General features: G+C 73.0%; 26 protein-coding genes. 13 read left to right on the top strand and 13 right to left on the bottom strand.

What is annotated here, in order from left to right; genetic code table 11:
- Positions 1-156: 156 nt before the first annotated feature.
- Positions 157-936 carry a D-Ala-D-Ala carboxypeptidase family metallohydrolase gene (locus H1A17_RS14045; RefSeq protein ID WP_145918096.1) on the bottom strand — a complete coding sequence of 260 codons (780 nt, stop codon included), beginning with the start codon at positions 934-936 and terminating at the stop codon, positions 157-159.
- 319 nt (positions 937-1,255) lie between these two features.
- Here H1A17_RS14045 and H1A17_RS14040 point away from each other — a divergent pair, with 319 nt between their 5' ends.
- Both H1A17_RS14040 and H1A17_RS14035 read left to right on the top strand, forming a co-directional pair.
- Positions 1,256-1,891 (top strand): DUF6642 family protein, encoded by a 636-nt coding sequence (locus H1A17_RS14040; RefSeq protein WP_145918097.1) that lies wholly within the window; start codon positions 1,256-1,258, stop codon positions 1,889-1,891.
- A gap of 28 nt (positions 1,892-1,919) precedes the next feature.
- The gene (locus tag H1A17_RS14035) at positions 1,920-2,384 is read left to right on the top strand and encodes a PPOX class F420-dependent oxidoreductase (RefSeq protein ID WP_145918098.1); all 465 of its coding nucleotides are present in this window, start codon (positions 1,920-1,922) and stop codon (positions 2,382-2,384) included.
- A 67-nt stretch (positions 2,385-2,451) separates the two neighbouring features.
- Here the strand turns inward: H1A17_RS14035 and H1A17_RS14030 are convergent, their stop codons facing one another.
- Complete coding sequence (locus H1A17_RS14030; RefSeq protein WP_145918099.1) at positions 2,452-3,093, bottom strand: NAD(P)-dependent oxidoreductase; 642 nt, start codon at positions 3,091-3,093, stop codon at positions 2,452-2,454.
- Positions 3,094-3,220: 127 nt separating this feature from the next.
- Here H1A17_RS14030 and H1A17_RS14025 point away from each other — a divergent pair, with 127 nt between their 5' ends.
- A complete protein-coding gene (locus H1A17_RS14025) occupies positions 3,221-4,279 on the top strand; it encodes a hypothetical protein (protein WP_194822038.1) in 1,059 nt (352 codons plus the stop codon).
- 41 nt (positions 4,280-4,320) lie between these two features.
- Here the strand turns inward: H1A17_RS14025 and H1A17_RS14020 are convergent, their stop codons facing one another.
- Complete coding sequence (locus H1A17_RS14020) at positions 4,321-5,553, bottom strand: serine hydrolase (RefSeq protein ID WP_194822037.1); 1,233 nt, start codon at positions 5,551-5,553, stop codon at positions 4,321-4,323.
- Positions 5,554-5,630: 77 nt separating this feature from the next.
- Here H1A17_RS14020 and H1A17_RS14015 point away from each other — a divergent pair, with 77 nt between their 5' ends.
- The 3 genes from H1A17_RS14015 to H1A17_RS14005 all read left to right on the top strand — a co-directional run bounded on the left by H1A17_RS14015 (position 5,631) and on the right by H1A17_RS14005 (position 7,860).
- The gene (locus tag H1A17_RS14015; protein WP_145918102.1) at positions 5,631-6,224 is read left to right on the top strand and encodes a pentapeptide repeat-containing protein; all 594 of its coding nucleotides are present in this window, start codon (positions 5,631-5,633) and stop codon (positions 6,222-6,224) included.
- A 222-nt stretch (positions 6,225-6,446) separates the two neighbouring features.
- A complete protein-coding gene (locus H1A17_RS14010) occupies positions 6,447-7,346 on the top strand; it encodes a hypothetical protein (protein ID WP_240762619.1) in 900 nt (299 codons plus the stop codon).
- A gap of 76 nt (positions 7,347-7,422) precedes the next feature.
- Complete coding sequence (locus H1A17_RS14005) at positions 7,423-7,860, top strand: nitroreductase family deazaflavin-dependent oxidoreductase (protein ID WP_145922596.1); 438 nt, start codon at positions 7,423-7,425, stop codon at positions 7,858-7,860.
- Between the two features lie 15 nt (positions 7,861-7,875).
- On the opposite strand, the gene dacB is transcribed toward H1A17_RS14005, so the two are convergent.
- Entirely contained in the window at positions 7,876-9,459 is a 1,584-nt protein-coding gene (gene dacB / locus H1A17_RS14000; RefSeq protein ID WP_145918103.1) for a D-alanyl-D-alanine carboxypeptidase/D-alanyl-D-alanine-endopeptidase, read from the bottom strand.
- A gap of 97 nt (positions 9,460-9,556) precedes the next feature.
- The gene (locus H1A17_RS13995; RefSeq protein ID WP_145918104.1) at positions 9,557-10,282 is read right to left on the bottom strand and encodes an MIP/aquaporin family protein; all 726 of its coding nucleotides are present in this window, start codon (positions 10,280-10,282) and stop codon (positions 9,557-9,559) included.
- Positions 10,283-10,498: 216 nt separating this feature from the next.
- On the opposite strand from H1A17_RS13995, the gene H1A17_RS13990 reads away from it, so the two are divergent.
- Positions 10,499-10,780, top strand: coding sequence for an adhesin (locus H1A17_RS13990; RefSeq protein ID WP_088641796.1), 282 nt, complete (start codon positions 10,499-10,501; stop codon positions 10,778-10,780).
- Between the two features lie 5 nt (positions 10,781-10,785).
- Here the strand turns inward: H1A17_RS13990 and H1A17_RS13985 are convergent, their stop codons facing one another.
- Positions 10,786-11,856 carry a beta family protein gene (locus tag H1A17_RS13985; RefSeq protein WP_370517006.1) on the bottom strand — a complete coding sequence of 357 codons (1,071 nt, stop codon included), beginning with the start codon at positions 11,854-11,856 and terminating at the stop codon, positions 10,786-10,788.
- Positions 11,857-12,085: 229 nt separating this feature from the next.
- Between H1A17_RS13985 and H1A17_RS13980 the strand changes: the two genes are divergently transcribed.
- Complete coding sequence (locus H1A17_RS13980) at positions 12,086-13,429, top strand: cellulose binding domain-containing protein (RefSeq protein ID WP_145918105.1); 1,344 nt, start codon at positions 12,086-12,088, stop codon at positions 13,427-13,429.
- Positions 13,430-13,480: 51 nt separating this feature from the next.
- Here the strand turns inward: H1A17_RS13980 and H1A17_RS13975 are convergent, their stop codons facing one another.
- Positions 13,481-14,170 carry a response regulator transcription factor gene (locus tag H1A17_RS13975; RefSeq protein WP_194822035.1) on the bottom strand — a complete coding sequence of 230 codons (690 nt, stop codon included), beginning with the start codon at positions 14,168-14,170 and terminating at the stop codon, positions 13,481-13,483.
- Positions 14,171-14,461: 291 nt separating this feature from the next.
- Here H1A17_RS13975 and H1A17_RS13970 point away from each other — a divergent pair, with 291 nt between their 5' ends.
- Positions 14,462-14,869 (top strand): hypothetical protein, encoded by a 408-nt coding sequence (locus tag H1A17_RS13970; protein ID WP_145918107.1) that lies wholly within the window; start codon positions 14,462-14,464, stop codon positions 14,867-14,869.
- A gap of 248 nt (positions 14,870-15,117) precedes the next feature.
- Complete coding sequence (locus H1A17_RS13965) at positions 15,118-15,510, top strand: cupin domain-containing protein (protein WP_088641792.1); 393 nt, start codon at positions 15,118-15,120, stop codon at positions 15,508-15,510.
- Positions 15,511-15,568: 58 nt separating this feature from the next.
- Here the strand turns inward: H1A17_RS13965 and H1A17_RS13960 are convergent, their stop codons facing one another.
- A complete protein-coding gene (locus tag H1A17_RS13960; RefSeq protein WP_145918108.1) occupies positions 15,569-16,756 on the bottom strand; it encodes a threonine synthase in 1,188 nt (395 codons plus the stop codon).
- 115 nt (positions 16,757-16,871) lie between these two features.
- On the opposite strand from H1A17_RS13960, the gene H1A17_RS13955 reads away from it, so the two are divergent.
- Entirely contained in the window at positions 16,872-17,654 is a 783-nt protein-coding gene (locus H1A17_RS13955; RefSeq protein WP_194822034.1) for an aldo/keto reductase, read from the top strand.
- A gap of 68 nt (positions 17,655-17,722) precedes the next feature.
- Here the strand turns inward: H1A17_RS13955 and H1A17_RS13950 are convergent, their stop codons facing one another.
- Together H1A17_RS13950 and H1A17_RS13945 are read right to left on the bottom strand one after the other, a co-directional pair.
- Complete coding sequence (locus H1A17_RS13950; protein ID WP_145918110.1) at positions 17,723-18,850, bottom strand: cellulose binding domain-containing protein; 1,128 nt, start codon at positions 18,848-18,850, stop codon at positions 17,723-17,725.
- A 155-nt stretch (positions 18,851-19,005) separates the two neighbouring features.
- A complete protein-coding gene (locus H1A17_RS13945) occupies positions 19,006-19,785 on the bottom strand; it encodes an IclR family transcriptional regulator (RefSeq protein WP_240762620.1) in 780 nt (259 codons plus the stop codon).
- 196 nt (positions 19,786-19,981) lie between these two features.
- On the opposite strand from H1A17_RS13945, the gene H1A17_RS13940 reads away from it, so the two are divergent.
- Together H1A17_RS13940 and ctaD are read left to right on the top strand one after the other, a co-directional pair.
- A complete protein-coding gene (locus H1A17_RS13940) occupies positions 19,982-21,088 on the top strand; it encodes an FAD-dependent monooxygenase (protein WP_145918112.1) in 1,107 nt (368 codons plus the stop codon).
- A gap of 137 nt (positions 21,089-21,225) precedes the next feature.
- Complete coding sequence (gene ctaD, locus H1A17_RS13935) at positions 21,226-22,983, top strand: cytochrome c oxidase subunit I (RefSeq protein WP_145918113.1); 1,758 nt, start codon at positions 21,226-21,228, stop codon at positions 22,981-22,983.
- A gap of 353 nt (positions 22,984-23,336) precedes the next feature.
- On the opposite strand, the gene H1A17_RS13930 is transcribed toward ctaD, so the two are convergent.
- From H1A17_RS13930 to H1A17_RS13920, 3 genes are all read right to left on the bottom strand, one after another.
- Positions 23,337-24,584: an MFS transporter gene (locus H1A17_RS13930; protein WP_194822033.1), complete on the bottom strand. Its 1,248-nt coding sequence runs from the start codon at positions 24,582-24,584 to the stop codon at positions 23,337-23,339.
- 64 nt (positions 24,585-24,648) lie between these two features.
- On the bottom strand, positions 24,649-25,230 hold the full coding sequence (locus tag H1A17_RS13925) for an isochorismatase family protein (protein WP_145918115.1): 582 nt from the start codon (positions 25,228-25,230) through the stop codon (positions 24,649-24,651).
- A 68-nt stretch (positions 25,231-25,298) separates the two neighbouring features.
- Positions 25,299-26,585, bottom strand: a complete 1,287-nt coding sequence (locus tag H1A17_RS13920) for a nicotinate phosphoribosyltransferase (protein ID WP_145918116.1) — start codon at positions 26,583-26,585, stop codon at positions 25,299-25,301.
- Between the last annotated feature and the right edge of the window lie 8 nt (positions 26,586-26,593).

Genomic DNA, 26,593 nt, shown 5'->3' with positions numbered 1-26,593 from the left:
CCGGAGTCCGGCGGCACGTACGTCTACGGCCGGTGACGCCCCCCGCCGCCGCGCCGCGCTGGCCCCGGGCGAGCTGAGCGCCCGGCCCCGGTGCCCCGACGCCGGCCCGGCCCTGGTGATCCCGTGGGGCCGGACCGGCGTCGGCCGTCGTCTCGGTCAGCGGCTCACGCCGCAGTCCGGAGCGGCCCAGCTGGTGCGGTTCGTCGAGTTGTCCCGGTTGTTCTCCCGCCGCGAGTCCACGTGGACGTGGTCGTCGTGACCGGGGTAGCCGGGGCCGTAGATGCCGCTGAACCCGTGGTCGCGGGAGGCGCGGGCGATCTCGCAGAGCGACCTGTTCTGCGAGGTCACGTCGGCGGCGTTGCCGTAGAGGTGCTGGCTGTCCGAAGCCCCACCGACCTGCTTGTTGCAGCTGGAGTCCCGGAACCCGCTGGTGACGTTGAGCGGCTTGTCGCCCAGGCCGCGCCGCAACGCCTCCAGTTTCCACATGGTGCGCACCGCGTTGGCCTTGGTGTCGGTGGCGGAGAGCGGACCACCGCTCCAGCCGCCCTTGCCGCAGCCGCCGTCCAGCTCCCGGTAGCTGAAGTGGGCCGGCGTGCAGTCGTTGTCCTGCAACTGGTAGAGCTTGCTGAAGGTCTGCTTGCCGGCGACGCCGTCGCTGCGCAGCCCGTACGCGCTCTGGAAACGCTTGACCGCGGCGGCGGTCTCGGGGCCGAAGTCCCCGTCGATCCGGACGGTTCCCCCGCGCCCCGCCCAACCGGCCACCCGGATCTGCAACTGGCGGACGTCGTCTCCGGAGCGCCCCTGGTAGAGGTCGCGTTTCCAGGTGTAGCAGCCGTCGGCGTGGGCCGCTGGCGCGGCGGCCACCGTGGCGATCGCGGCTCCCGGCAGAGCCAGGGCGAACGCGACGAGTGCCCGCTTCACAGTGTTCTGGCGCACAGAAGTCCTCCCGATTGGAAGTGAATGGGGTGGTGAACAGGCCATCGCCCGGGACGTCCTGCAACTTCCACCTTGACAGCTACCTGGACGATTCGCGGCAATAAAGGGGAATCGTCCTCGCAGTCGGCGATAGCTGGGTATTGCCTGTGAATGGCGATGAATGGCGATTCGGGCAGGAGGGGTCAGCCGGTGACGGGAGGGACGCCAATTCCGACACCGGTGAAGCGCCCCGAAACGGATCAGCCGGGCACCGAGGGTGATGTGGGTCCGTGACCCGGACCCGGTAACGTCGTCCCGGCGGCGACGGGGAGGTGGGACGGTGGCGCGGGGCGGGGTCTTCTGTGTCGAGGGGCAGTGGCACCGCGACCTCAACGAGCGCGGTTCCGTGCTGCCCACCCTCGACCTGCTCGAACGGCTCGGCCGCATCCGCTACATCCACAAGGACGCCGCCACCCGCGACGAGCTGTTCTACTTCCTCGACCGGTGGCTGCTCAAGCAGTACGCCGACCACCGGGTCGGCTTCTTCGCCATGCACGGCGAACCCAGCCGGCTCTGCCTCACCGACTGGGACTCCGTCGAGCTGTCCGACGTCGCCGAGCGGATGGCCGGCCGGGGCGAGGGCCGGCGGCTCTACTTCGGTAGCTGCTCGGTGCTGCGCGCCTCCGACGCCACCCTGCGCGATTTCCTCGACGTCACCGGCGCGGCCCTGATCTGCGGCTTCACCCGCGAGGTCGACTGGGTCGAGTCGGCCGCCTTCGAGACGGTGCTGCTCGACGTGCTCGCCAACGGCCAGCGGCACAACGCCGCCGAGCTGCGGATGGGTTCGGCGCACTGGGCTCCGCTCGCGGCGTACCTCGGCTTCCGGGTGATCTACGCCAACGGGCGCGCCTGGCGGCCCGCCGCCCGGCCCCGGGTCCCCGCCCAACCGGGCCGGGTCGGCGGCCGGTCCGGCTGACGCCCGGCGGGCCTGGTAGAACCGGGGGATGGCACGCAGCGTCGCAACCAACACCCGGGTCGACCGGGACGCCCTGCTCGACTTCGTCCGGCCCCGGCACCGGGTCCTGCTGATGACCACCCGCGCCGACGGCCGGCCACAGTCCTCCCCGGTCGCCTGCGGCGTGGACGCCGCCGGACGGCTGGTGATCTCCACCTATCCGGAACGGGCCAAGGTCACCAACATCCGCCGTGACCCCCGGGTCTCCGCCTGCGTGCTCTCCGACGACTGGGACGGCCCGTGGGTGCAGGTCGACGGCGTGGCCGAGGTGCTCGACCTGCCCGAGGCGCTGGACCCGCTGGTGGAGTACTTCCGCAGCATCGCAGGGGAGCACCCGGACTGGGACGAGTACCGGGCGGCCATGACGGCGCAGGGCAAGTCGCTGATCCGGATCACCGTCGAGGGCTGGGGCCCGATCGCCACCGGCGGCTTCCCCGCCCGCCTCGCGGACTGACGTCCGGTACGACGCCGGCCGCCGCTCCGAGACGCCGGCCGCCGTCGCGCCGGCCGTCGTCGCCCGGTCAGTACGCCGCCGTGAACCGCATGTTCTCGTAGCGGGGCTCCTCGATCTCGTCCACGATCGCCACCGCCAGGTCCTCGTAGCTGAGCACCGAGCGGCCCTGCCCGTCGGTGACCGGGTGCTCGGTGCCGGTGCGGTACCGGCCGGTCCGCTCGCCGGGGTGGAACTCCACCGGCGGCGGCGAGACGTACGTCCAGGTCACCCCGTCGGCCGAGGAGCGGTACAGGGCCAGGGCGTCGGCCTGCCCGAGCGCCGGTTCCCGGTACCCGTCGGGGAAGTCCGGCTCGTCGAGGAACGGGGTGTCCCGCGCCGTCAGCAGGGTCGCCCCGCCGCCGACGTGGATCACCCGGGGCGGATCGGGCAGGTCACGCAGGACGGTGACCAGGTTCTCCGCCGCGGTACGCCACAGCGCCCGCTCACCGCCGCCGACCGCCACCACGATCACGTCGGCCTCCGGGGCCAGTTCGGCGACGCTGCGCGCCGAGGTCACGTCCCCGGTCACCACGCGTACCCCGGCCGGCAGCCAGGTGACCGCCTCCGGGCGACGGACCGCCGCGGTGACCCGGTGCCCCCTGCCGGCCGCCTCGGTGGCGATCCGTGAGCCTGCGGTGCCCCCGGCGCCGTACACCACCACGTTGCCCATGCCGTCCAGGCTAGGCAGCGGGTCGCCGTCGCGGTGGTGTAACGGGCGATCCGGCCGGTACGGGGAGTGTTGCCAACATCGACTACGGTCGGTCCGGTTCCGATCCATCGACCACGGGGGAAACATCATGACCGATCTCTCCGTACCACGCCGGTTGCTCGCCTGGAGCGCTCCGGCGGCCCTCGCCCTCGCGGTGACCGTGCCGGCCGCGCCCGCCCTGGCCGCCCCGGCCGACCGGCACCCGACGCCGGCGGTCGCCGGCCCGGTCGACCGGGACCTCGACGGCGACGGCGTGCCGGACCTGGTCACCGTCGGCGGCACCGCCGGTCTCGGCTCCGGTGTCTGGTCCGCGACCGGCCTGACGTCCCGCCGCACCGGCGTCGGCACCGGTCGGGTGCACACGCCGGCCGGCAACATCGGGTTGCTCGGCAACGGCGTCGGCGGCACCAACTCGCCCGCCGAGTTCGACGGGGCGCAGGTGGTCACGGGGCGCTTCTTCGGCGGCGACCGGCAGGACTTCCTCGCCTACTACCCCGGCGGCGCCGCTGCCGGGTACGCCAGCATCATCCGGGGAGCCGGCGACGGCACCATGCTCAACCCGTACCTCAGCGGCAACCAGATCTCCGTCGGCAGCGGGCAGCTCGTGGACGACGACGGCAACGCGCCGCTCCAGGTGGCCAACGCCTACGGAGCCGACGGCGTCAACCCGGAGTATCCGGATCTGATCTCGGTGACCGGCGACGCCACCAACGGTCACCGGCTGGTCTACCACCCCAGCTTTCCGGTGCCCGGCGGCTACCTCTTCCGGGTCGCGTTGGCCGACGCCACGCCGACCGGGGGCACGGACTGGCAGAACTGGACCATCGCCAGCACCGAGACGGCCACCGGGGTGGCGATGTACCTGCGCAACGCGGCCACCGGCGACCTCTTCCTCTGGACCGGGGTCACCCTGGTCGACAACGGTGACGGCACCGGCTCGCTGACCCACACCCAGTACCACGTCGCCAGCAACTGGAACACCGCCACGACGATCACCACGATCTCGGTCGCCGACGTCAACGCCGACGGCGTCCCCGACCTGTGGGCCGTCCGCCCGGACGGCACCGTCCGGGCGTACCTCGTCTCCGGCCTGTCGGCCGGTGGTCCGGCGACCGTGCGGGCCACCCGCGTCCAGCACCTGGTCTGAGCCGCGATCGGGCCGCCACCCGGTGGTGGCGGCCCGTCGGCTCAGCCGACCAGGGCGGCGTAGACGAGCTGGCGGAGCTGGGAGCGCAGCGGGTAGGTGCTCGACGGCATCAGCTGGGTGAACAGCAGCGCGGTGATCTCCTCGGCCGGGTCGACCCAGAACGCGGTGCTGGCCAGCCCGCCCCAGTAGTACTCGCCGACGCTGCTCGGCACCTTGGCCGGGACCGGGTCCTGCACCACGGCGAAGCCCAGGCCGAAACCGATGCCGTCCAGCACCGTCTCGGCGAACCCCTGCGGCTGGAGCGACGCCAGGTCGCCGCCGCCGGGCAGGTGGTTGCGGGTCATGTAGCGCACCGTGCGGGGCCCGAGCAGTCGTACGCCGTCCAGCTCGCCGCCACGCAGCAGCAGCTGGGTGAACCGGTGGTAGTCGGCGGCGGTGGAGACCAGCCCACTGCCGCCGGAGAAGCACTCCGGGCGGGTCAGCGCGGCGGCGCCGAGCTGGTCGGCGCGGACCGCCCGGCCGGTGCCCGGGTGCGGGGTGTAGAGGGCGGCGAGCCGTTTGGCGTCGGCCGGGTCGACCCAGAACCGGGTGTCGGTCATGCCCAGCGGGGTGAGGACCCGTTCGGTGAGGAAGTCGGTCAGGCTCCGCCCGGAGACCACCTCGACGAGCCGGCCCAGCACGTCGGTGGAGACCCCGTAGTTCCAGCCGGTGCCGGGCTGGAACAGCAGCGGCAGTTTCGCCATCCCGGCGCTGGCCCCGGCCAGGTCGAGCCCCGGCGGGACGGCGAGGTCGTAGCCGGCTGCCCGGTAGAGCGCGTCGACCACCGAGGTCTGCGCGAACCCGTAGGTCAGCCCGGCGGTGTGGGTGAGCAGGTGCCACACCCGGATCGGCTCGACCGCCGGCACCGTGTACGGCTTGAGCGCCGACCCCTTGTCGAAGACCCGGACGTCGGCGAACTCCGGTAGCCAGCGGCTGATCGGGTCGGTCAGCTCGAACCGTCCCTCCTCCCACAGCATCATCGCCGCGACCGAGGTGATCGGCTTGGTCATCGAGTAGATCCGCCAGATGGTGTCCGGCTCGACCGGGGTGCCCGCCTCCACGTCGCGCAGCCCGTACACCGAGGAGTGCGCGACCTCGCCACGGCGGGTGACCACGACCTGCCAGCCGGCCAGCCGGCCGTCGTCGACGTACCTGCCGAAGTGCTCGTCGATGCGGGCCAGCCGGGCCGGGTCGAAGCCGGTACGGGCCGGGTCGCTGCTGGGTGCCACGCTCACCCGCCGAACCTACTAGCCGGTACGCGCCGGACGGAAGGTGCGGCGGCGGTGTCGGTGCTCGCACCTAGGGTGGGACGGTGCCGCAGACCATCGAGGACGAGACGTTCCGCCACACCGACTGGTACGCCGAGGAGCTGACCGACAGGCACTTCGTGCGTTGCGTCTTCACCGACGTCGACCTGACCGAGGCGGTGAGCCGGGGCGCCTCGTTCACCGGGTGCGACTTCGGCGGGGTGTCGTTCAACGCCTCCCGGCACACCGACTCGGCCTTCGTCCGCTGCGGGTTCCGCCGGTGCAACCTGTTCGAGGCCGAGTTCACCGGGTGCAAGCTGGTCGGCAGCACGTTCGACCAGTGCGCGCTGCGTCCGCTGCGGGTGTCGGGCGGGGACTGGTCGTTCGTCGGGTTGCCCGGCGCCGACCTGCGGGGCGCGCAGTTCAGCGACGTACGGATGCGGGAGGCCGACCTGTCCGGGGCGGACCTGAGCGGCGCGACCCTGGCCCGGGTCGACCTCTCGGCCGCCCAGCTGCGCGCGGCCCGGTTCACCGGGGCCGACCTGCGGGGCAGCGACCTCACCGCGCTCGACCCGACGACCGTCGAGCGGGCCGGCGCGGTGATCGACCCGCAGCAGGCGATGGTGCTGGCGCAGGCGTTGGGTTTCGAGATCCGCTGACCGGCCCGGACCTGTCCATCTCTCCGTCATTGCGGCTCTGAGCTGCACTTTTCCATCGGGTAGGAAACTTTCCATCGGGATCACTCGGTAACAAACTGGAAACGCCCACCCGCTGGCATATGGCGCATCACGGCCCTGAAATGAAAACGTGAGAACGCTCACGCCGCGACCGCACCCCCTCCCCGACCGGTCGCGGGCGTCGGGCTGGGGAGTGGGACACGCGTGAACGACCAAGAGACCTGGCGGATCGGGCCGGGCCCGACGACGCGCAGCGCGCAGCGGCGGGAGGCCCGTCGTCGGCAACGTCGCCGCTGGGCGATCGAGGCGGTGGCCGCCCTGGCCTGCCTCGCGGTGCTGGTGACCTATCTGGGCCCGGATTCGGACCCGCCGGAGCCCGATCTGGTGCTGCCGGCCGGCGCGCCGACGCCGGCCGGTTATCCGACCGGGGCGGCGGGGCTGGGCGAGTCGGCCGAGGCCGGGATCGCCACGCCCGGCCTGCAACCCCGGGAGCGCACCCCGTCGCCGAGCGAGCCGCCGACACCGACGGTCACCCCGGCGGCGTCCTCGTCGCCGGCCGCGCCGACGCTGGGCGTCTCCCGGGCCGACGTGCCCGCCGAGGTGGACCTGACCGCGCTGGGCACCCGGGACTGGGTGCACTGGGGGCTCAACCGGCCGGAGACCGTGGTCCGCAAGAGCGGCGGCACCGGCGAGATCCGGGACGAGGGCGGCCGGGGCGCACGCGACCGGTACGACACCAATCCCGAGCTGTTCGGGTGGCGCGACGGGTCCCCGGTGCCGGCCGTCTCCGCCACCGGCGCCGGGGTGTTCGTCTGCGGTGCGGGCAACGGGTTCGCGCTGTCGGTGGCCGGCGACGGTGAACCGCGTACGGTGCACCTGTTCGCCGGGATCTGGATGGCCCAGGGGCGGCTGGACGTGCGGTTGTCCACCGGCGGGTCGACCCGCACGCTGCGGCTGGAGGACCCGCACACCACGCACACCGCCCAGTTCGTAATCAAGTTCCGGGTGCCGAAGGGCGAGCGGCTGCTGATCCGCTGGACCGTCGAGGGGACCTTCCGGAACAGCTGCGGCAACGTGAACCTTCAGGCGGCGGCGGTGCGTTGAGCCGTTCGCCCTTTTCCGGGGCTTATGTCGGGATAGCGTGGCCGGGTCGATGCCCACGAGCCACCCGGAGACGCCGATGCCGACCGACGAACAGGTGCTGGACAGCCCCGAGGGCTGGGTCGCCGACCACATCCGCCGGTACGTCGCCACCGGCGGCGCGGAGGGGCACGAGTGGCAGCCGGGCGTGTTCACCCTGCTGCTGACCACCCGGGGCCGGCGCAGCGGCCGGCTGCGCCGTACCGCCCTGATCTACGGCCGGGACGGCGACGACTACCTGATCGTCGCCTCCCAGGGCGGCGCGCCCCAGCACCCCTCCTGGTACCTCAACCTGCTCGACGATCCCGAGGCGGAGGTGCAGGTGGGCCCGGAGACGTTCGGCGTGCGGGCGCGCACCGCCGAGCCGGCCGAGCGGGCCCGGATGTGGCCGACGATGACCGCCATCTGGCCCGCCTACGACGAGTACCAGAGCAAGACCGACCGGGAGATCCCGGTGGTGGTGCTGCACCGGCGCTGACCGGGCCGGCCGGGCTCAGCAGACGATCGGCTTGACCCAGGAACACTCCCGGCCCTCGGGCACCCGGGGCGCCTCCGGGGCCACCGGGGGTGCGGCCCGCGCCGTCCCGCCGTCCCCCTCGCGGTAGCTGGCCAGCGCGATGGCGATCTGGTCCTCCAGCCCCTTCACCGACGAGGTCAGGTAGTTGTTGAACACCACCGAGAAGGCGAGCAGCCGACCGTCGCCGTCGGTGGCGTAACCGGAGAGGCCGGACACCCCGGTCAGGCTGCCGGTCTTGGCGCGCACGTTGTCCGCCGCCGGGGTGCCGCGCATCCGGCTGCGCAGGGTGCCGCCGACGAGGCGGTCCGGGTTGCCGGCGACCGGCAGGGCCGCGTACCAGGTGTCGAACCAGGGTTCCCGGCGGACGGCGGCGAGCAGCGCGACGAACTCGCCGGCCGGGATCAGGTTGCGCCGGGACAGCCCCGAGCCGTCGAGCTGACGCAGGACGCCGGTGTCCACTCCGGTGTCGGCGACGTACTCGCTGATCGCGGCGAGCCCGGCCGGCCAGCTGCCCGACCCGGAGATGACCCGGCCGATCTCCTTGGTCAGCACCTCGGCGTGCCCGTTGTTGGACAGTTTGAGGAAGGGCACCAGCAGCTCGGCCAGGGTCATCGAGTCGTGCCGGGCCACCGGGGTGGCGTCCGTCGGGGTGGCCCGGCCGGGCACCGTCCGCCCGAGCACCCGTACCCCGTGCCGGCGCAGCGCGTCCCGGAAGACGGCGGCGGCATAGCCGGTGGGCTCCCCGACGGTCATCCAGTCGCTGACCGCCGCCGCGCCGGCCGCGATCCGGCCGGTGACCACGATGGTGTTGCCGCCGTGCGTCCGCTCGAACGACAGCGTCGTCTCGCCGTCGGCCACCGTCTCGGCCCGGTTGTCGATCCGCAGGTAGCCGTTGGGCGGGGTCATGGTGACCACCGGCCGTGCCCCGGCACTGCCCGCCGGGGCGGCCCGCACGATCACCGTGCCCGCGTCGTAGTCGGTGTCCGGGGCGAGGGTCAGCGCGGAGACCTGCGCCGCGTAGTAGTACGACTCGTCGTCCCAGGCCCACTCCGCGCCGAGCCGGGTGGCGTCGTAGCGGGTGTCGTCGGCGACCAGGTTGCCGGTCACCATCCGTACGCCGCTGTCGGCGACCTGGGCGGCCAGCGCGTCGTAGTCGGCGGCCAGCATCGTCGGGTCGCCGCCGCCGCGCAGGTAGAGGTTGCCGGAGACGAGGCCGGCCCGTCGGCGGCCGTCGGTGAGCACGTCGGTGCCGAACCGGTGCCCGGGGCCGAGCAGCGCCAGGGCCGCCGTCGAGGTCAACAGCTTGGTGTTGGAGGCGGGCACCAGGCGGCGGTCGCCGTTGCGGTCGTAGAGGGTCCGGCCGGTGGCGGTGTCCACCACGACCACCCCGGCCTGCGCCCCGGCGAGCAGGGGGTCGGCGAGGACGGCGTCGATGGTGGCGTGCAGCCGGGTGGCCGCCGGGGTGGGTGACTCGGCGGTCGCCGGCAGCGCACCGGCGGCGGCCACGGTGGCGACCAGCGCCACCAGCGCGAGCGTCCGGGGGAAGAGACGACGATGCATGCGACGACGCTGCCACGAAGGTTTCCGTCGGGCAAGCCTCGGCACCGTAGATTTTCTTCCATGGCTGGTGGCCCCGGGCCGGTGGTCGGCCGGTGGGTCAGGTCGGGTCCGGCGCGGCCGGGTCGGGCGCGTCGGGTTCGGCGCGGAAGTGCCGGCTCGGCTTCACCAGCAGCGGTGCGGCCAGCGCGGCCAGTGCCCCGCCGAGCAGCGGGAAGACGATGAACACCCACAGTTGGCGTAGCGCCGCGCCCCCCTCGAACACGGCCGGGCCGAACGACCGGGCCGGGTTGATCGAGGTGCCGTCGAGGGTGATCCCCACCAGGAGCACCGCCACCAGCGCCAGGCCGATCGCCAGGCCGGCGAAGCCGGCGTGCTCGACCCGGCTCGTCACCACCAGCACCACCAGTACGAACAGGAACGTCAGGACGACCTCCAGCACCGCCGTGCCGCCCTGGTTGATGTGCACCCCGTAACCGTTGGTGCCCAACACCCCGGTCTGGTCCGCCACCCCGCCCCAGCGGACCAGCCCCCAGATGGCGAAGCCGGCCACCGTGGCCCCCACGAACTGCGCCAGCCAGTACGCCACCGCGCCGACCGCGGAGATCTTGCCGGAGAGCAGCACCCCCAACGTCACCGCGGGATTGAGGTGCGCGCCGGAGAGCGGGCCGATCGCGTACACCAGCCCCACCAGGACGAACCCGAAGGCCAGCGCCACGACCACCACGCCGCCCTGAAGCTGGGCGAACACGGCGGTGCCCACCCCGACGAAGACCAGCAGCAGGGTGCCGATCAGTTCGGCGGCGTACCGTCGGGCAGCGTCCATGCGTTCAGGGTAGAAAGCCGCAGGGCCGTGAGGAGCGGAAACGGGGATCTCCGACAGACCCCGCTCTATTTGACGAACCCCTGGGCAGGGGGCACGGTGGGGGGAGAGGGCCGCGCGGCGGCGCCCCCGGAACGCCCGGCGGGCACCGGTCCGCCGCAGGGGCGCGCATCTGTCGTCGCGCCACGTTCCGCCCGACAACTCCCGAGGAGTCCCATCATGCTCACCATGACCGACAACGCCGTGCTCGTGATCCGTGACCTCGCGGCCCAGCAGGACGTCGCCCAGGACGGTGGGCTGCGGATCGCCGCCGACACCGAGGCCGGCGCGCTCACCATCGAACTGGTCCCGGTGCCGGCGCAGGGCGACCAGGTGGTCGACACCGAGGGGGCGCGCATCTTCCTCGACGCCGAGGCCGCCGAACTGCTCAACGACAGCTCGGTGGACGCCTCCGTCGACGACGAGGGCGTGGTGCAGTTCGGGTTCACCGAGCAGGAGTGACCCGGTCAGCGGCCCCGCCGGTGCTCACCGCCCCGGTGCGGGCGGGTGAACCCGGTGCGGTCCTCGGCGGACGTCGGCGGGCCGCGACGCCGCCCGTCGGCCGGGCCGGTCAACGCCGCCAGCACGTGCGCCAGGTGGTGCGACGTGCTCCACGCCGTCCAGTTCGCCGGTGAGCCCGCGCCGGTGACCCGGCGGGCCCGGCGCAGCAGCTCGTGGTCGCCCCAGGAGAGGCCTGCCCCGGCGGGCGGCCAGTGCGGGGCGGTGACCAGCGTGCGGCACAGGTCGGCGAACCGTTCGTCGCCCCGGCCGCCCCGCCGCGACCAGCGGTAGATCCACCAGCCGTCCTCGGCGGTGTACCGCACCGTGGGCAGCCGGTCGCCCGGCTCCACGCCGCCCGGCGGCGCGGGCGACACCCCGTAGTCGCCGTACCCCACGCCCAGGTCGGCCAGCCGACTCCGGAGCAGCCAGTCCCAGCGGTCCACCCGGACCGGCTCGTCGGTGGGCAGCCGGGACAGCGACGGCGGCATCCCGCCGGCCGCCACGGTCACCGTGCGCCAGGCGTGCCGGCGGGCCCAGTCCACCACCCGGCGCACCCGGGGCTCGGCGACGCGCAGGTCGGCCGGGCAGCAGACGTCACCGGCGTCGACCAGCAGGTCGCACTGCTCCGGGACCAGCCCGGTGCGCCGCCACACCCGCTCCACCGCCGCCGTCGTGGCGTCCGGGCCGGTGCGGTCCCGGCCGGGCCGCAGCCGGACCACCGCCCCCCGGGCGTACGCCCGGCACGCCGCGCCGTGCGCGGCCAGCCGCCGGTCACCGCAGGTCAGGCCGACCACCGGCTGCACCGGTACGCCCCACCGGGCCAGCTCGCCGGCCGGCCCGTCGGGCAGCGCGCACACGTCGACGGCCGGCACCAGCCCGGCGGGCAGCCGGCGCAGCACCTGGGGCAGGCCGGTGTCGGCCGGGGACACGTCGAGGACCGGGACGACCAGGGGAGCGTGGGCGCTGTCCAGATGACCCAGCGCCTCCAGCTCACCGCGTCTGCTGGTGAGGATGGGGCGGTAGACGGGCTCCGCCACCCGACCCCCGGGGGCGGGCACCATACCTCAATCTACCGGGCCGACCGCCCCCGTCACAGGGGTTGCCCGGCAATCGTGGTGACGGATCGGCGTCGCATCCGGGCCCTCCACATCGGGCATTGACAGTGGTCGGTGACGGTGGTGGCATGGGTGGGCGGTACGCCGGGCGTGGAAGGGCATCCGAAAACCCATGTCCCCGCTCCCTGCTGCCCGGAAGGCGTACCCCCTCATGACAACGTCGCGTCACCGTGCCGGCCTGCTCGCGGCGCTGACCGCCGCCGCCGCACTGCTGCTGGTCGTCCCGCTGCCCGCCGGGGCGCTCGCGGTACCCGAGCCGACCACCCCGGTCACCGGCAACGCCACCCACTTCGACGCCCTCGGCGCACCGTACGGCGGCTGCGGCCTGCCCCAGGCGGAGCTCGACGCGCCGGACTTCGTCGCGCTCAACGCCTACGACCTGCCCGGCGACTACTCGTCGTACCCGATGCGGCCGATCCCGGCCAGCCAGGCGGCGAAGATCGGGCTGTGGAACAACGGCCTCAACTGTGGCCGGTTCGTGCGGGTCACCGTCGGCGACTACTGCACCGGCGTCAACGACGGCGCGCCCGGCCAGCCATTCTGCCGCAACGGCTCGTGGACCGCCGACGCCTACAGCGGGGCCACCCTGACCATGGTGGTGGCGGACAGTTGCGGCGACGGCAACGCCTGGTGCCGTGACGACCCCTACCACCTGGACCTCTCCACCGCCTCGCTGAACCGCTTCGTGCGCAACGGGACGCCGGTGGGGGACATGAACCCCGCCCACTGGAACAACCGGCACGTCTCCTGGTCGTTCGTCCCCGCCCCGAACTACTCCGGCGACATCCGGATCGGCTTCATGAGGGGCGCCCAGCGGTACTGGCCGGCGATCGCCGTCTCGCACCTGGCCAACGGCATCCACGGGGTGGAGTACCTGGCCGGTGGGGTGTGGACGGCCGCCACGATGAACAGCGACATGGGACAGTCGTACGTGATCGGGGCGACCGCCGCCGGGGGCACCGACTTCCAGATCCGGGTCCGCGACGCGGCCGGCGTTCTGATCAACAACGGTCGGGTCTACCGGTTCGCCCTGCCCGCCTCCTGCGGCGGGACGTGCTCGGCGGCGTACACCCGGGTCGACTACACCACCTCCGACGGGCCGACCCCGACCCCGACCGGCACCCCCACGGCCACCCCCACCGCGACGCCGCCGGTCACCCCCACCGCGACCCCCACCGGCACCCCGGCCCCGGTGACCGGTTGCTCGGCCGCCTACCGGGTGACCGGCTCGTGGTCGGGCGGCTTCCAGGCGGAGGTCACCGTACGCAACCTCGGTGCCGGCGCGATCACCGGCTGGGCCACCGCGCTGACCTTCGCCGGAAGCCAGCAGGTCGCCTCGTCGTGGAGCGCCACGGTCAGCCAGTCCGGCCGGCAGGTCACCGCGACCAACGCCGCCTACAACGGGAGCCTGATCCCCGGCGCGACCACCAGCTGGGGGATGGTCGTCACCGGCGACAACCAGCCCCCGACGGTGGTGACCTGCGCCGTCCGGTGAACCACCGGTGGCCGGCCCGCCCGTGGTGGCGGGCCGGTCACCGCCCCGGCGCTAGGCCCCGGGCGCGGTGAGCCGCACCCCGACCCCGCGTACGGTGTGCAGGTAGCGGGGTTGCTGGGCGCTCTCCCCGAGCTTGCGGCGCAGCCAGGACAGGTGCACGTCGACGGTCTTGTCCGCGCCGCCGTAGGGGATCTGCCAGACCTCGGTGAGCAGTTCCCGTTTGGTCACCACCGCGCCGGGGCGGCCGGCGAGGTGGTGCAGCAGGTCGAACTCGCGCGGGGTCAGCTCCACCGGCGTGCCGTCCAGGGTGACCTGGCGGGCGCGCGGATCGATCCGCAGCCCGCCGACCACCAGCACGGGCTCGCCGTCGGGCCGCTCGGCCCCGCCCCGGCGCAGCACCGCCCGGACCCGGGCGTCGAGCTGGGCGGCGGTGAACGGCTTGACCAGGTAGTCGTCCGCCCCGGCGTCGAGCAGCCGGACGATCTCCCGTTCGTCGTCCCGGGCGGTGGCCACGATCACCGGCACGGCGCTGACCGCGCGCAGCATCCGCAGCAGCTCGCCGCCGTCGAGGTCGGGCAGGCCGAGGTCGAGCACGACGAGGTCGGGCCGGTCGTCGAGGGTGTGCCGCAGCCCCTCCATCGCGGTCGACGCGGCGGCCACCGCGTGCCCCCGGTCGCGCAGCGCCCGGACCAGCGGGGCACGGATGGTCAGATCGTCCTCGACGAGCAGCAGGCGGGCCACCCCAGCAGGCTAGCCCCGGGGGGCGGGCCCGGCTGCCGACCGGGCCGGGCCGGACGACCACGTCGGGACGACCCGCCCGGGCGCGCACCAACTGCCGCCGCGACTCATGAGACGGGTGTTTTCGCAGCTCAGCACGGGTGGGTGTCGGCTACTGGACAGTTGGTCGGGTGGTCGCAAAAGGCGCAACCGACATATTTTCGAGGTACGCGATCCGGTCGGTCGGCGTGGATCGCCATCCCACCCCCCATCGCTCCCGGCCCGAGAAGGTGGCCGGCAGGCAGGAGCACCACGATGTCCAGCACCGGTTCCCGGCGTCGCCCGGTCAACCAGCCCGTCCCCTGCCGCAACGACCTGGCCCGGGCCGACGCCCAACTGGCCAGCGACCGGCGGGTGGGACTACCCCCCTCGGCCCGGATGCTCTACGCCGTGGTGCACGCGAACGGCACCCTGGCCCGTGGTCTCGGTGCGGCGTCGGCCACCCGACTCGCCCCCGGCATGTACCAGGTCGTCTTCGACCAGGACGTGAGCACCGCCGGCTACGTGGGCACGATCGGATTGGCCGGCAGCGCCGGGCTCGCGCCGCCCGGGGGGATCAGCGTGGTCGGCCGGACGGGAATCCCGAACGGGGTGTTCGTCAAGACGTTCGCCAGCGACGGCAGTGTCTCGGACCGTCCGTTCCATCTGGCGGTCCTGGCCTGAGGCCGGCGGATACGGGCGCACGGCGCCGTACGGCACACCGGCCGTCCGTCGCCGCGCTCCGACCGTCTCCCACCACCGCAGCCATCCGGCGGTACGCCAGCGGGGACCTGGTGCGACCGGTGCGGTGCCCGCGCCGGTCTGGGGTGCACGTTGCCCGATCCGGCGGCGCGCAAACCTGCCCGGGGCCGGGAATTGCCTCATCTGCACGACACGGCGTGATCCGTCGCCGTTGCGGGTATGAGCGGGACATGGAGCATTTCACGATCGCGACGGTCGCCCAGAAGAGCCCGGACTTCCGCCGGGTGCTCTGGACCGGCGAGAAGACCCAGTTGGTGATCATGACCATTCCGCCGGGAGGGGAGATCGGCGAGGAGGTCCACGACGGGATCGACCAGATCCTGACCTTCGTCAGCGGCACCGCGGAGGCCCGGGTCGGCGGGGAGACCCGGGACGTCGCCCAGGGTGACCTGGTGGTGGTGCCGGCCGGGACGAAGCACAACTTCGTCAACACCGGGCCCAACCCGCTGGTCCTCTACACGGTCTACGGCCCGCCGGAGCACGCCGACCAGGTGGTGCACCACACCAAGGAGGAGGCCGACGCGGCGGAGGCCGCCGGCGAGGACGAACCGCCGACGTCCTGAGCCGCCGCCGGACCGTTCCGCCGCACCGGCGTCCCCGGTGGGACGCCGGTGCGGGCGGTCAGCCCACGGGTACGGCGGAGACGTCCACCGTCTCCGGATACTTCAGCCCCGACCCCGTGTTCAGCACCACCACCCGCTCGTCGGGGCGGATCCAGCCCCCGGCCCGCAGGTGCCGGGCGGCGGTGAGGCAGGCCGCCCCCTCCGGGCAGAGCAGCAACCCCTCCCGGGCGGCGAACTCCCGCAGGTCGGTGAGGATCTCCGCGTCGTCGACGGCGACCGCCGTCCCACCGCTCTCCCGCAGCGCGGTCAGGATCAGCTCGTCGCCGAGGGGCGCCGGCACGGTGATCCCGAACGCCACGGTGCGCGCGTCGGCCCAGGGGCGGGCCCGGTCCTCACCGGCGGCGAACGCCCGGACGATCGGCGCGCAACCGGTCGACTGCACCGCCACCAGCCGGGGCAGCCGGTCGCTCACCCAGCCGAGTTCGCGCAGCTCGTGCAGGGCCTTGTGGATGCCGATCAGGCCGACCCCGCCACCGGTGGGATAGATGATCACGTCGGGCACCTGCCAGCCGAGCTGTTCGACGATCTCGTACCCCATCGTCTTCTTGCCCTCCAGCCGGTAGGGCTCGCGCAGCGTGCCGGCGTCGAAGACCGCGCCGTCCGCGCCGGCCACCAGCTCGGCCACCCGGCGTCCGGCGTCGCTGATCAACCCGTCCACCAGGAGCAGGTCGGCACCGGCGGCCACGCACTCGCGGCGGCAGATGGTGGGCGCGTCCAGCGGCATCACGATGGTCGCCGCCATCCCGGCCCGCGCCGCGTACGTGGCCCAGGCCGCTCCGGCGTTGCCGTTGGTGGGCATGGCGAACCGCCGTACGCCCAGCTCCCGGGCCCGGCTCACCCCGACGGCGGCGCCCCGGGCCTTGAACGACCCGGTCGGGGTGAGCCCCTCGTCCTTGACGATCAGGTCGGCGACGCCGATCTCGTGGCCGTACGCCGGCGCGCGCCACAGCGGCGTCCAGCCCTCACCCAACGTGGTGACGTGCCGCTCGTCGGCCACCGGCAGCAGCTCCCGGTAGCGCCACAGGTCGGCCGGGCGCAGCCCGAACCGTTCGGGCGTCACGGCGGCGGCCACCGCCGCCAGGTCGTAGCGGGCCAGCAGCGGCGACCCGCAGTCACACAGGTTGGTGAGCCGGTGGGCGTCGTGTTCCCGGCCGCAGCGGGGACACTCCAGGTGGGTCAGGTACACGATGCTCCTCGCCGTCGGCCCGGTCGGTGCTCGGCACACCGGCATTCTCCGGCAATCGGCCCGGGTTCGCCGCTCGCCCGGCATGCCCACGCCGATCATGGGTAGAACCGTCGGCATGGACCTCGACCAACCCACCGTCGGTCTCCCCGGCGACGTCCGGATGCCGCTGCTCGGCTTCGGCACCTGGCAGGCGACCGGCCGGGCCGGCTACGACGCCGTGCTGGCCGCGTTGGACGCCGGCTACCGGCACCTCGACACCGCCACCATGTACGGCAACGAGGAGGAGGTGGGTCGGGCGGTGCGGGAGAGCGGACTGCGCCGCGAGGACGTCTTCATCACCACCAAGCTGCCGCCGGACCGGGTCGGCCGGGAACGGGAGACGATCGAGGCGAGCCTGCGGGCGCTGGGCACCGACCACGTCGACCTCTGGCTGATCCACTGGCCGCCGTCGTCGCCGTCGGACAGCATCCCGGTCTGGCGGGAGCTGCTGGCCGCCCGGGACGAGAACCTCACCCGGGCGGTGGGGGTGAGCAACTACGCCACCCCCCAGCTCGACGAGCTGATCCAGGCGACCGAGGAGAACCCGGCGGTCAACCAGATCCGGTGGAGCCCGTCGCTGTACGACCGGCAGCGGCACGCCGAGCACCGGGACCGGGGGATCGTGCTGGAGGGTTACAGCCCGTTCAAGACCAGCGACCTGGCCGACCCGGTGCTGACCCGGATCGCCGCCGCGCACGACGTCTCCCCGGCACAGGTGGTGCTGCGCTGGCACGTCGACCACGAGATCGTGGTGATCCCCAAGTCGGTGACCCCGGAGCGCATCCGTGCCAACGTCGACATCTGGAACTTCTCGCTCACCGCCGAGGAGATGCGCGACATCGACGCCCTGGGTGGCTGAGCCCGGACGGGGTGCGGGGGGCGTGACCGGCCGGTCACGCCCCCCGCGTGGTGGTGGGTGGTGTGGGGTCAGGCGCGGGAGCAGGCGACGCCGTTGAGCGAGAAGCTGGTCGGCGCCGAGTACGTCCCGTTCAGCGAGCCCTGGTAGCCGAAGCTGGCGGTGCCACCGGGGGAGACGCTGCCGTTGTGCGAGGCGTTGCGGGCGGTCACCGTGGACCCGCTCTGGGTGACGGTGGCGTTCCAGGAGCTGGTGATCTGCTGCCCGCTGGGCAGGCTGTAGGTCAGCGTCCAGCCGTTGATGGCGCTGGAGCCCCGGTTGGTGATCGTCACGTCGGCGGTGAACCCGTTGTTCCACGAGTTGGACGTGTACTTCACCGCGCAGCCGCCGCCGTTGCCCGGGGGCGTGGTCGGCGGGGCGGTGGTGGGCGGCGGGGTGCCACCGGTGTTGACGGTCTGGGAGAAGTTGGTGACGGCCAGCCCGGCGCCGCCCTGCCAGGGCTCGAAACCGGCCTGGATGCTGGTCAGGTACCAGTCGTTGGTGATCGCCCCACGGTTGCGGGTGTCGGCGATGAAGTCCAGCACGTTGAAGCTCATGGACCCGATGGCCGACGGCGCGACGTACGAGATGACGTTGTTGCCGCCGTTGTTGCCGCGCCACACCTCCCAGCTGCGGCCCGCGATGTTCGCGTTGCCCACCGGCGAGCCGATCGGCTGGATGCTGCCCTGCCGGTTGAACCAGATCATGATCTCCATCGCGTTGACCCCGTCCCGCTTGGGCGACGGGTCGAGCCAGATGTCGTAGGCGGCGTCGTAGATCGCCCCGCCGACGTAGTTGAAGGAGATGCTGCCGGGCGCGCTGCTGATCGACTTCACCTGGGCCGGCAGGTTGGTGCCCGGCGAGCAGTTGGTGTAGTGGCAGCCGACGAAGATCGACGGGTACGACACCGGCGCGCCGTTGGTCGGCGCGGAACCCTGCTGGCTGGCGATGCTGAAGCCACTGCCGGTGACGTTGATGCACTGCTGGGCGGTGGTGCCCCAGCGGTTGTTCTGGACCACGTACCTGCCGCCGATGACGGTGGAGCCGTACTGCTCGCAGATCTGGGTGTCGGCGGAGGCGGTGCCGCCGACGGCGACGGCCACGATCGTGCCGACGGCCAGGAGACCGGCGGCGGCGAGGGCCCGCAATGGACGCTTCATGATGCTCCTTGGCTGCGGCGCGGGGACGCCGGAGGTGTCTCGGACGTGACCGGGAGCGCTCCCACGGTCCTGAACACATTTACATACTTGAAACTGTGACGCAACTGAACCGGTTAAGTTCGCGGCCGATCTCGTCCACGTACGTGAACCGCGTTCTACAGGTTGGGCGCGAGCAGCGTGCGCGCCGTCCGGGCCTGCGCCGCCGCCTCCCGCAGCGCCGCCGCCAGCCGGGTCCGCGCCTCCGGCCCCAGCCGGTCCACCGGCGCGGCCACCGAGATCGCGTCCACCGCCGGCTCCCGCAGCGGTACGGCCACCGCCACCGCGGCCAGCCCCGGACTGCACTCCTCCCACTCCTCGGCCCAGCCCCGCCGCCGCACCGCGGCCAACTCGGCACGCAGCGCCTCCGGCGTGGTGACCGTCCGCCCGGTGAACGCCGGCAGCGGCCACTGCAACAGCCGGTCGACCTCCTCGTCGGAGCGCGCGGCGAGCAGCGCCTTGCCGGCCGCGGTGGCGTGCGCGGGCAGCCGGCGACCCACCGCGCAGACCGGCCGCACGATGTGCGCCGAGTCCCGCCGGGCCAGCAGCACCACCGCGCTCCGGTCGAGCCGGTAGAGCTGCACCGTCTCGCCGGAACACTCGGCCAGCCGGTCCAGGGTCACCTCGTACAGGGCGGCGACGTCCGCGCCGGCCAGGAACGTCGCGCCCACCTCCAGCGCCCGCAACCCCACCGAGAACCGGGTGCCGGTCGGGTCGGCGGCCACCCACTCGCGGTCCAGCAGGGTCCGCAGGATGGCGTGCAGGCTGCTCTTGGGGATGCCCAGCGCCCGGCTCAGCTCCACCGGTGAGCGGGGGCCGTCCGGGGTGGCGAGCGCCTCCAGCACGTCCAGCGCCCGACCCGCCGACTTGACCGAGCGGTATGACTCGTCCGTCGTCACGCCGTCACTGTAGTGAGACGGACGACATCCGGCCGATGGGTATTCTTCGATCGAACCTCGTTCAGCTGGCTGAACAACTTTCTGTCCAGTCCGGAGCGTCCCGGGTGGGGGATCATCGGCCCTGGTGTGCGCCGATCGCGCGGAGTAGTGTCTTGCCTTCACCGCGTACCGATCCCCTCCGGAGGCGTACACCACCATGCGTGGCTCCCCCCTGCGCATCCTCGTCGTCGGCGCGGGCATCGCCGGTCTCGCCGTCGCCCGGGCCCTGCGGTTGGCCGGCTTCCGACCGGACGTCACCGAGAAGCTCCCCCCGAACGAACTCGCCGACACCGGCCTCTACCTGCCCGGCAACGCCGCCCGCGCGCTGCGCCGGCTCGACCTCGACGGCCCGGTCCGCCCGCTCGGGCAGGTGATCCACCGCCAACGCTTCCTCGACGCCGCCGGTGACCCGCTCTGTGAGGTGGACCTCGACACGCTCTGGGCCGAGGTGGGGGAGTGCCGGGCCCTGCCCCGCCGCGACCTCTACCAGGTGCTGCTCAGCGGCGCCGGGGGCGCTGTCCGGCACGGGGCCGAGGTGAGCACCGTCGAGCTGCTGCCCGCCGGGGTCGCGGTCACCTTCACCGACGGCACCGGCGGCGAGTACGACCTCGTGATCGGTGCCGACGGCCCCCGCTCGGCGGTCCGTTCCCTGGCCGCGCTCGGCGGTCCGCCCCGCCCCGCCGGCCAGGTGGTCTACCGGGGCGTGGTGCGCGACGGCCCCGACGTGGCCGACTGGACGGCGCTGCTCGGCCGGCGGGCCGGCTTCCTGGTGGTGCCGCTCGGCGCCGGCCGGCTCTACTGCTACGCCGACGAGGCGGGCACCGTCGCCCCGGCCGACCCGGTCGCCCGGCTGCACGAACTCTTCGGCGGCTACGGCGGCCCCGTCCCGGCGGTGCTGGCCGCCTGGCGCGACGTGCAGGTCGGGCTCACCGACGAGGTCGAGCTGGGCCGCTGGCACCGGGGCCGGGTGCTGCTGGTCGGCGACGCCGCGCACGCCACCGCGCCCACCCTGTCCCAGGGGATCGCGATGGCGCTGGAGGACGCGGTGGTCCTCGCCGAGTCGCTGCGCGCCGCCGGCAGCGTCGAGGCCGCCCTGGTCGCGTACGAGAGCCGCCGTCGTCCGCGTACCCGATGGGTGCGGGACCGGACCCGCGACCGCAACCGCACCCGGGACGTGCCGCCGGCGCTGCGCGACCCCTTGCTGCGCGGGCGGGGCGGGCGGATCTTCGGCGAGCACTACCGGCTCCTGGTCGGCCCGCTGTAGGTGCGGCGGGTGACCGGACATGGTGCCAGAGCACCCCGAGCGGTGCTGCCACCTGCCGGGGACTAACATCCTTTCGGATGACGGCCCGCAGCTGACGAGGCGTGCCGAGCGGGACAACCGAGAACCGGAGGCCATTCGTGACCACCGTCGCACCCAAGCCGGTCGTGACCCGGCCATGGCCGGTCCGAGAGCCGGTCAAGGGGTCGGCCATCGCGCGGCTGCTGCGCACCACGGACGCGAAGCAGATCGGGATCATGTACATGGTCACCGCGTTCGTGTTCTTCATGATCGGTGGCCTGATGGCCCTGGTCATGCGAGCCGAGCTGGCGCGGCCGGGCATGCAGTTCCTGTCGCCGGAGCAGTACAACCAGCTGTTCACCATGCACGGCACGATCATGCTGCTGTTCTTCGCGACGCCCATCGTGTTCGCGTTCGCCAACTACGTCGTGCCGCTGCAGATCGGCGCCCCCGACGTCTCGTTCCCCCGGCTGAACGCCTTCGCCTACTGGCTGTACCTGTTCGGCGGCACGATGGCGACCGCCGGCTTCCTCAGCCCGGGTGGCGCCGCCGACTTCGGCTGGACCGCCTACACCCCGCTGAGCAGCATCGAGCACTCGCCCGGCGTCGGCGCGAACATGTGGGTGGTCGGCCTGGCGATCTCGGGTCTGGGCACGATCCTCGGCGCGGTCAACCTGATCACCACGATCCTGACCCTGCGGGCCCCCGGCATGACCATGTTCCGGATGCCGATCTTCACGTGGAACATGCTGGTCACCAGCCTGCTGGCGATCCTGGTCTTCCCGCTGCTGGCCGCCGCGCTCTTCGCGCTGGCCGCGGACCGGCTGCTCGGCGCGCACGTCTACGACCCGGCGACCGGCGGCCCGATGCTGTGGCAGCACCTCTTCTGGTTCTTCGGCCACCCCGAGGTCTACATCATCGCGCTGCCGTTCTTCGGCATCATCACCGAGATCATCCCGGTCTTCTCCCGCAAGCCGATCTTCGGTTACAAGGGTCTCGTCGCCGCCACCATCGCCATCGCCGCCCTGTCGATGAGCGTCTGGGCGCACCACATGTTCGCCACCGGCCAGGTGCTGCTGCCGTTCTTCAGCTTCCTCAGCTACCTGATCGCCGTGCCGACCGGCATGAAGTTCTTCAACTGGATCGGCACCATGTGGCGGGGCCAGATCACCTTCGAGACGCCGATGCTGTTCGCCATCGGCTTCCTGGTGACCTTCCTCTTCGGTGGTCTGACCGGGGTGCTGCTGGCCAGCCCGCCGCTCGACTTCCACCTGCACGACAACTACTTCGTCGTGGCGCACTTCCACTACGTGCTCTTCGGCACCATCGTGTTCGCCGTCTTCGGTGGCATCTACTTCTGGTTCCCGAAGATGTTCGGCCGGATGCTCGACGAGCGCCTGGGCAAGATTCACTTCTGGCTCACGATGATCGGCTTCCACACCACCTTCCTGGTGCAGCACTGGCTCGGCGCCGAGGGCATGCCCCGCCGGTACGCCGACTACCTGCCCAGCGACGGCTTCACCACGCTCAACATGATCTCCACGATCGGCGCGTTCATCACCGGTATCTCGACCCTGCCGTTCATCTGGAACTGCTGGAAGTCGTACAAGACCGGGCCGGTCGTCGAGGTGGACGACCCGTGGGGCCACGGCAACTCGCTGGAGTGGGCGACCAGCTCCCCGCCGCCGCTGCGTAACTTCGACCGGATGCCCCGCATCCGTTCCGAGCGCCCGGCGTTCGACGCGAAGTTCCCCGAGCTGGCCGCCGGGCAGAGCCTCGCCGGCCCGCCGGAGGGTGGTGCCAAGCCACTGACCAGCGAGGTCAACGGCGGCGCCAGCTACCAGGAGGACACCGCCGGGAACCTCGACCAGCGCTGATCCGCACCGACATCGCCGACGGGCGTCGTACCCACCCGGGTACGACGCCCGTCGGCTTTCCCTGCCCGGTGCGGGGTCGACCGGGTGACCTTCCGCGCCACCGACGGTTCCCGTGTCACCGGCCCTATCCGGGACGCTGACGGCAACCGACGGTGACGGTCGGGCCGTGACATGCCCTCAAGGGGCTCGATGCCACAGCGGCGTAGATATGACTCTGTGGCATATCACTTCACCGGAGGACATGCCGCTGAGCTGCTGAGCCGCCGAGCCGGGCGATCCGCTGGTCCGGCCGTCGGGCCGCCGGACCCGGCCGGTCGTCGGGTCGCCGGGCGAACCGTCGGCGGGAGGCGGTATCAGGGAGTGGCGGGGGTCAGGTCGACGGCGGGGTCGCTGGTGGCGGGGACGACCGCCGACCCGGGGGCGGCGGTCGCGGGTGGGCGGCGGTGGGGCAGCACCACGGGCAGCACCGCCAGGGTCACCAGCAGCCCCACCGCCCCGGTGACCACGAAGCCCCAGAGCGGCACCGAGGCGTCGATCACCGCGCCGGCCAGCGGAGCGCCGAGCGCGATGCCGACCGTGGTGGCGGAGCCGTGCAGGCCCATCGCCTCACCGCGTACCCCGGCGGGGGCGAGCCGGCTGACCGCGTCGGCGGTGGCGGCGATGGTGGGGGCGCAGAGCAAACCGGCCGGGAGCAGGGTCAGACAGAGCAGCCACCAGTGGCCGCCGCCCAACCCGACCGGGATGGTGCAGAGGCTGAGCAGGGCGGCCAGGGCCAGCGGGGAGAAGGAGCGGCGGACGGCCCCGTACGCGAAGCCGCCGATCAGCGACGCGATCGCCCAGGCGGTGAGCACCGCACCGGTCCAGCCGACCTCGCCGCCGGCCCGCAGCACCGCCACCACCGCCACGTCGGTGCCGCCGAGCACCAGGGTCGCGGCGGCGCTCACCGCGAACACCGCGAGCAGGCGACTGGTCAGCCACTGCCGCCGGGGCACCCGGGGCTGCGGCCCGACCGACTCGTCGGCGCTGCGGGTCGGCGGGTCGAGCAGCCAGAGGACGATGCCCGCGCCGACGATGCCCGCGCCGACCGCCCAGAGCGTGACCCGGGGCGAGACGGCGGTGGCCAGCGCCACGGCCAGCGCCGGCCCGATCATGAAGGACAGCTCCATCGACATCGAGTCCAGCGCGTACGCGGGGCGGCGGCGCTGTGCCGGCACCAGCGCGGCGATCGACTGCCGGACGACCGAGAACACCGGCAGCGCGAACAGCCCGGCCACGAACGCGGCGGGCAGCAGCAGCGGCAGACTCAACGTCGGGGCGCTCACCCAGAAGGCTGCCTCGACGACGGTGGTCACCGCGACCACCGGGCGTAGACCACGCCTGTCGACCAGCCGGCCGAGCAGGGGGGAGCCGATGGCCGCGCCGGCGACCGATGCGGCACCGACCAGACCGGCGGCGCCGTAACCCCGGCCCAGCTCCAGCACCACGTAGAAGGTGAGCGTCACCCCCGTCGCGGTGAGCGGGATGCGGGCCAGCACCGCCACCAGCAGCAGGGCCCGCAGACCGGGCTGGGCCAGGGCCTGCCGGTAAGGCGTCAACGTCATGATGCTCCGTACCTCCGGCGGTCATCCTGGACCGGGGGTACGACATCGGCAAGCGATTACCGGCTCATGCGGCGCTGATCACCGGCTCCCCGCGCAGGGTCACCCCGGCGCCGTCCATCGCCCGCAGCGCCACGTCCAGCGTCGCCGGCGCGACCGCCGCCGTCAGGTCGAGCAGCACGGTGGTGGCGAAGCCCTCCCGGGCGGCGTCCAGGGCGGTGGCCCGTACGCAGTGGTCGGTGGCGATGCCGACCACGTCGACCCGGTCGACGTCGTGCCGGCGCAGCCAGTCGGCCAGGCACTCGCCGTCGTCGGCGTGCCCCTCGAACCCGGAGTACGCGGCGGCGTGCTCGCCCTTGTGGAAGATCGCCTCGACCCGGTCGGTCACCAGGTCGGGGTGGAACTCGCTGCCCGCAGTGCCGACCACGCAGTGCCGGGGCCACGACTCGACGTAGTCCGGCGGGTCGCCGAAGTGCGCCCCCGGGTCGACGTGGTAGTCCTTGGTGGCGACCACGTGGTCCCACCGCTGCGGCTCCCCGGCCAGCAGGCCCGAGATGCCGGCGGCGACGCCCGCGCCCCCGGTGACGGCGAGGGAACCGCCCTCACAGAAGTCGTTCTGCACGTCCACGATGATCAGCGCGTTGGCCATCGGTGCCCTTCCTCTCCGCTCGCCGCCGGTGACCCCACCTGCGGCAGGACCCAGTCTGCCCCGACGGCTCAACCGGCCGGCACGACCGTGACCGGGATCGCCGGATCACCGGCGGAGAGCTTCAGCCCCTCCCACGGGATCGAGATCAGGCACTGGCGCAGGTGCTCCCGGGACTCGGCGATGGTGGGCAGGTCGACGGGTTCGCCATCGACCACGTAAGAGTGCTGGAGCAGCCGGTCGTTGGCCTGCCGGTCCGGCACGCCCTGCGAGACCACGACCTCCTCGGTGGCGGTGCCGGTGGGCTTGTGCCGGCGTACCGCGACCTTCCGGCCCCCGATGGTGGCCTTGTTCTCGGAACGCTTGACCACCGGCCGCCCGTCCACCTCGACCAACTTGTAGACCAGGCTGGCGGTGGGTGCGCCGGAGCCGGTGACCACGGCGGTGCCCGCGCCGTACATGTCGACCGGCTCGGCGGCGAGCGCGGCGATGGCGTACTCGTCGAGATCCCCCGAAACGATGATCTTCGTCTCGGTGGCGCCGAGCGAGTCGAGCAGTTCCCGGGACTGCTGGGCGATGACCGCGAGGTCGCCGGAGTCGATCCGGACCGCCCGCAGTTGCGGCCCGGCCACCTCGATGGCGGTCCGGATGCCCTGGCTGATGTCGTACGTGTCGACCAGCAGCGTGGTGTCCCGCCCCAGGGTGGCGACCTGCGAGGCGAACGCCGTCCGCTCGTCGTCGTGCAGCAGGGTGAACGCGTGCGCGGCGGTGCCGGCGGTGGGGATGCCGTACCGTTGGCCGGCCGCGAGGTTGGAGGTGAACCGGAACCCGGCCAGGTACGCCGCCCGCGCGGCGGCCACCGCCGCCTCCTCGTGGGCCCGCCGGGAACCCATCTCGATCAGCGCCCGACCCCGGGCCGCGGTGACCATCCGGGCCGCCGCCGCGGCCACCGCGCAGTCGTGGTTGAGCACCGACAGCACCAGCGTCTCCAGCACCACGCACTCGGCGAAGCCGCCGGAGACGGTGAGGATCGGGGAGCCGGGGAAGAACAGCTCGCCCTCGGCGTACCCGTCGATGTCGCCGGTGAACCGGTAGTCGGCCAGCCAGCGGGCGGCCGGCTCGTCCACCACCCCGGTACGGAGCAGGAACTCGACCTCCTCCGGGGCGAACCGGAACTCCCTCACCATGTCGATCAGGCGGCCGGTCCCCGCGACCACCCCGTACCGGCGTCCGGCGGGCAGGCGTCGGCTGAACACCTCGAAGGTGCACCGGCGGTCGGCGGTGCCGTCGCGCAGGGCGGCACTGACCATGGTCAGCTCGTAGTGGTCGGTCAGCAGCGCGGGGCGAAGGTGGCTCACCAACCCAG

This window comes from Micromonospora sp. S-DT3-3-22, assembly GCF_015354745.1.
Lineage (GTDB): Bacteria > Actinomycetota > Actinomycetes > Mycobacteriales > Micromonosporaceae > Micromonospora > Micromonospora wenchangensis.
This window is presented reverse-complemented; position numbering and strand designations above follow the sequence as displayed.

What these genes read in the sequence shown, in the direction of transcription:
- H1A17_RS14035 (WP_145918098.1), top strand. Translation starts at nt 1,920, where the DNA reads ATGGCACGCAGCGTCGCAACCAACACCCGGGTCGACCGGGACGCCCTG.
- H1A17_RS14030 (WP_145918099.1), bottom strand. Translation starts at nt 3,093, where the DNA reads ATGGGCAACGTGGTGGTGTACGGCGCCGGGGGCACCGCAGGCTCACGG.
- H1A17_RS14025 (WP_194822038.1), top strand. Translation starts at nt 3,221, where the DNA reads ATGACCGATCTCTCCGTACCACGCCGGTTGCTCGCCTGGAGCGCTCCG.
- H1A17_RS14005 (WP_145922596.1), top strand. Translation starts at nt 7,423, where the DNA reads ATGCCGACCGACGAACAGGTGCTGGACAGCCCCGAGGGCTGGGTCGCC.
- dacB (WP_145918103.1), bottom strand. Translation starts at nt 9,459, where the DNA reads ATGCATCGTCGTCTCTTCCCCCGGACGCTCGCGCTGGTGGCGCTGGTC.
- H1A17_RS13995 (WP_145918104.1), bottom strand. Translation starts at nt 10,282, where the DNA reads ATGGACGCTGCCCGACGGTACGCCGCCGAACTGATCGGCACCCTGCTG.
- H1A17_RS13990 (WP_088641796.1), top strand. Translation starts at nt 10,499, where the DNA reads ATGCTCACCATGACCGACAACGCCGTGCTCGTGATCCGTGACCTCGCG.
- H1A17_RS13980 (WP_145918105.1), top strand. Translation starts at nt 12,086, where the DNA reads ATGACAACGTCGCGTCACCGTGCCGGCCTGCTCGCGGCGCTGACCGCC.
- H1A17_RS13970 (WP_145918107.1), top strand. Translation starts at nt 14,462, where the DNA reads ATGTCCAGCACCGGTTCCCGGCGTCGCCCGGTCAACCAGCCCGTCCCC.
- H1A17_RS13965 (WP_088641792.1), top strand. Translation starts at nt 15,118, where the DNA reads ATGGAGCATTTCACGATCGCGACGGTCGCCCAGAAGAGCCCGGACTTC.
- H1A17_RS13955 (WP_194822034.1), top strand. Translation starts at nt 16,872, where the DNA reads ATGGACCTCGACCAACCCACCGTCGGTCTCCCCGGCGACGTCCGGATG.
- H1A17_RS13950 (WP_145918110.1), bottom strand. Translation starts at nt 18,850, where the DNA reads ATGAAGCGTCCATTGCGGGCCCTCGCCGCCGCCGGTCTCCTGGCCGTC.
- H1A17_RS13940 (WP_145918112.1), top strand. Translation starts at nt 19,982, where the DNA reads ATGCGTGGCTCCCCCCTGCGCATCCTCGTCGTCGGCGCGGGCATCGCC.
- H1A17_RS13930 (WP_194822033.1), bottom strand. Translation starts at nt 24,584, where the DNA reads ATGACGTTGACGCCTTACCGGCAGGCCCTGGCCCAGCCCGGTCTGCGG.
- H1A17_RS13925 (WP_145918115.1), bottom strand. Translation starts at nt 25,230, where the DNA reads ATGGCCAACGCGCTGATCATCGTGGACGTGCAGAACGACTTCTGTGAG.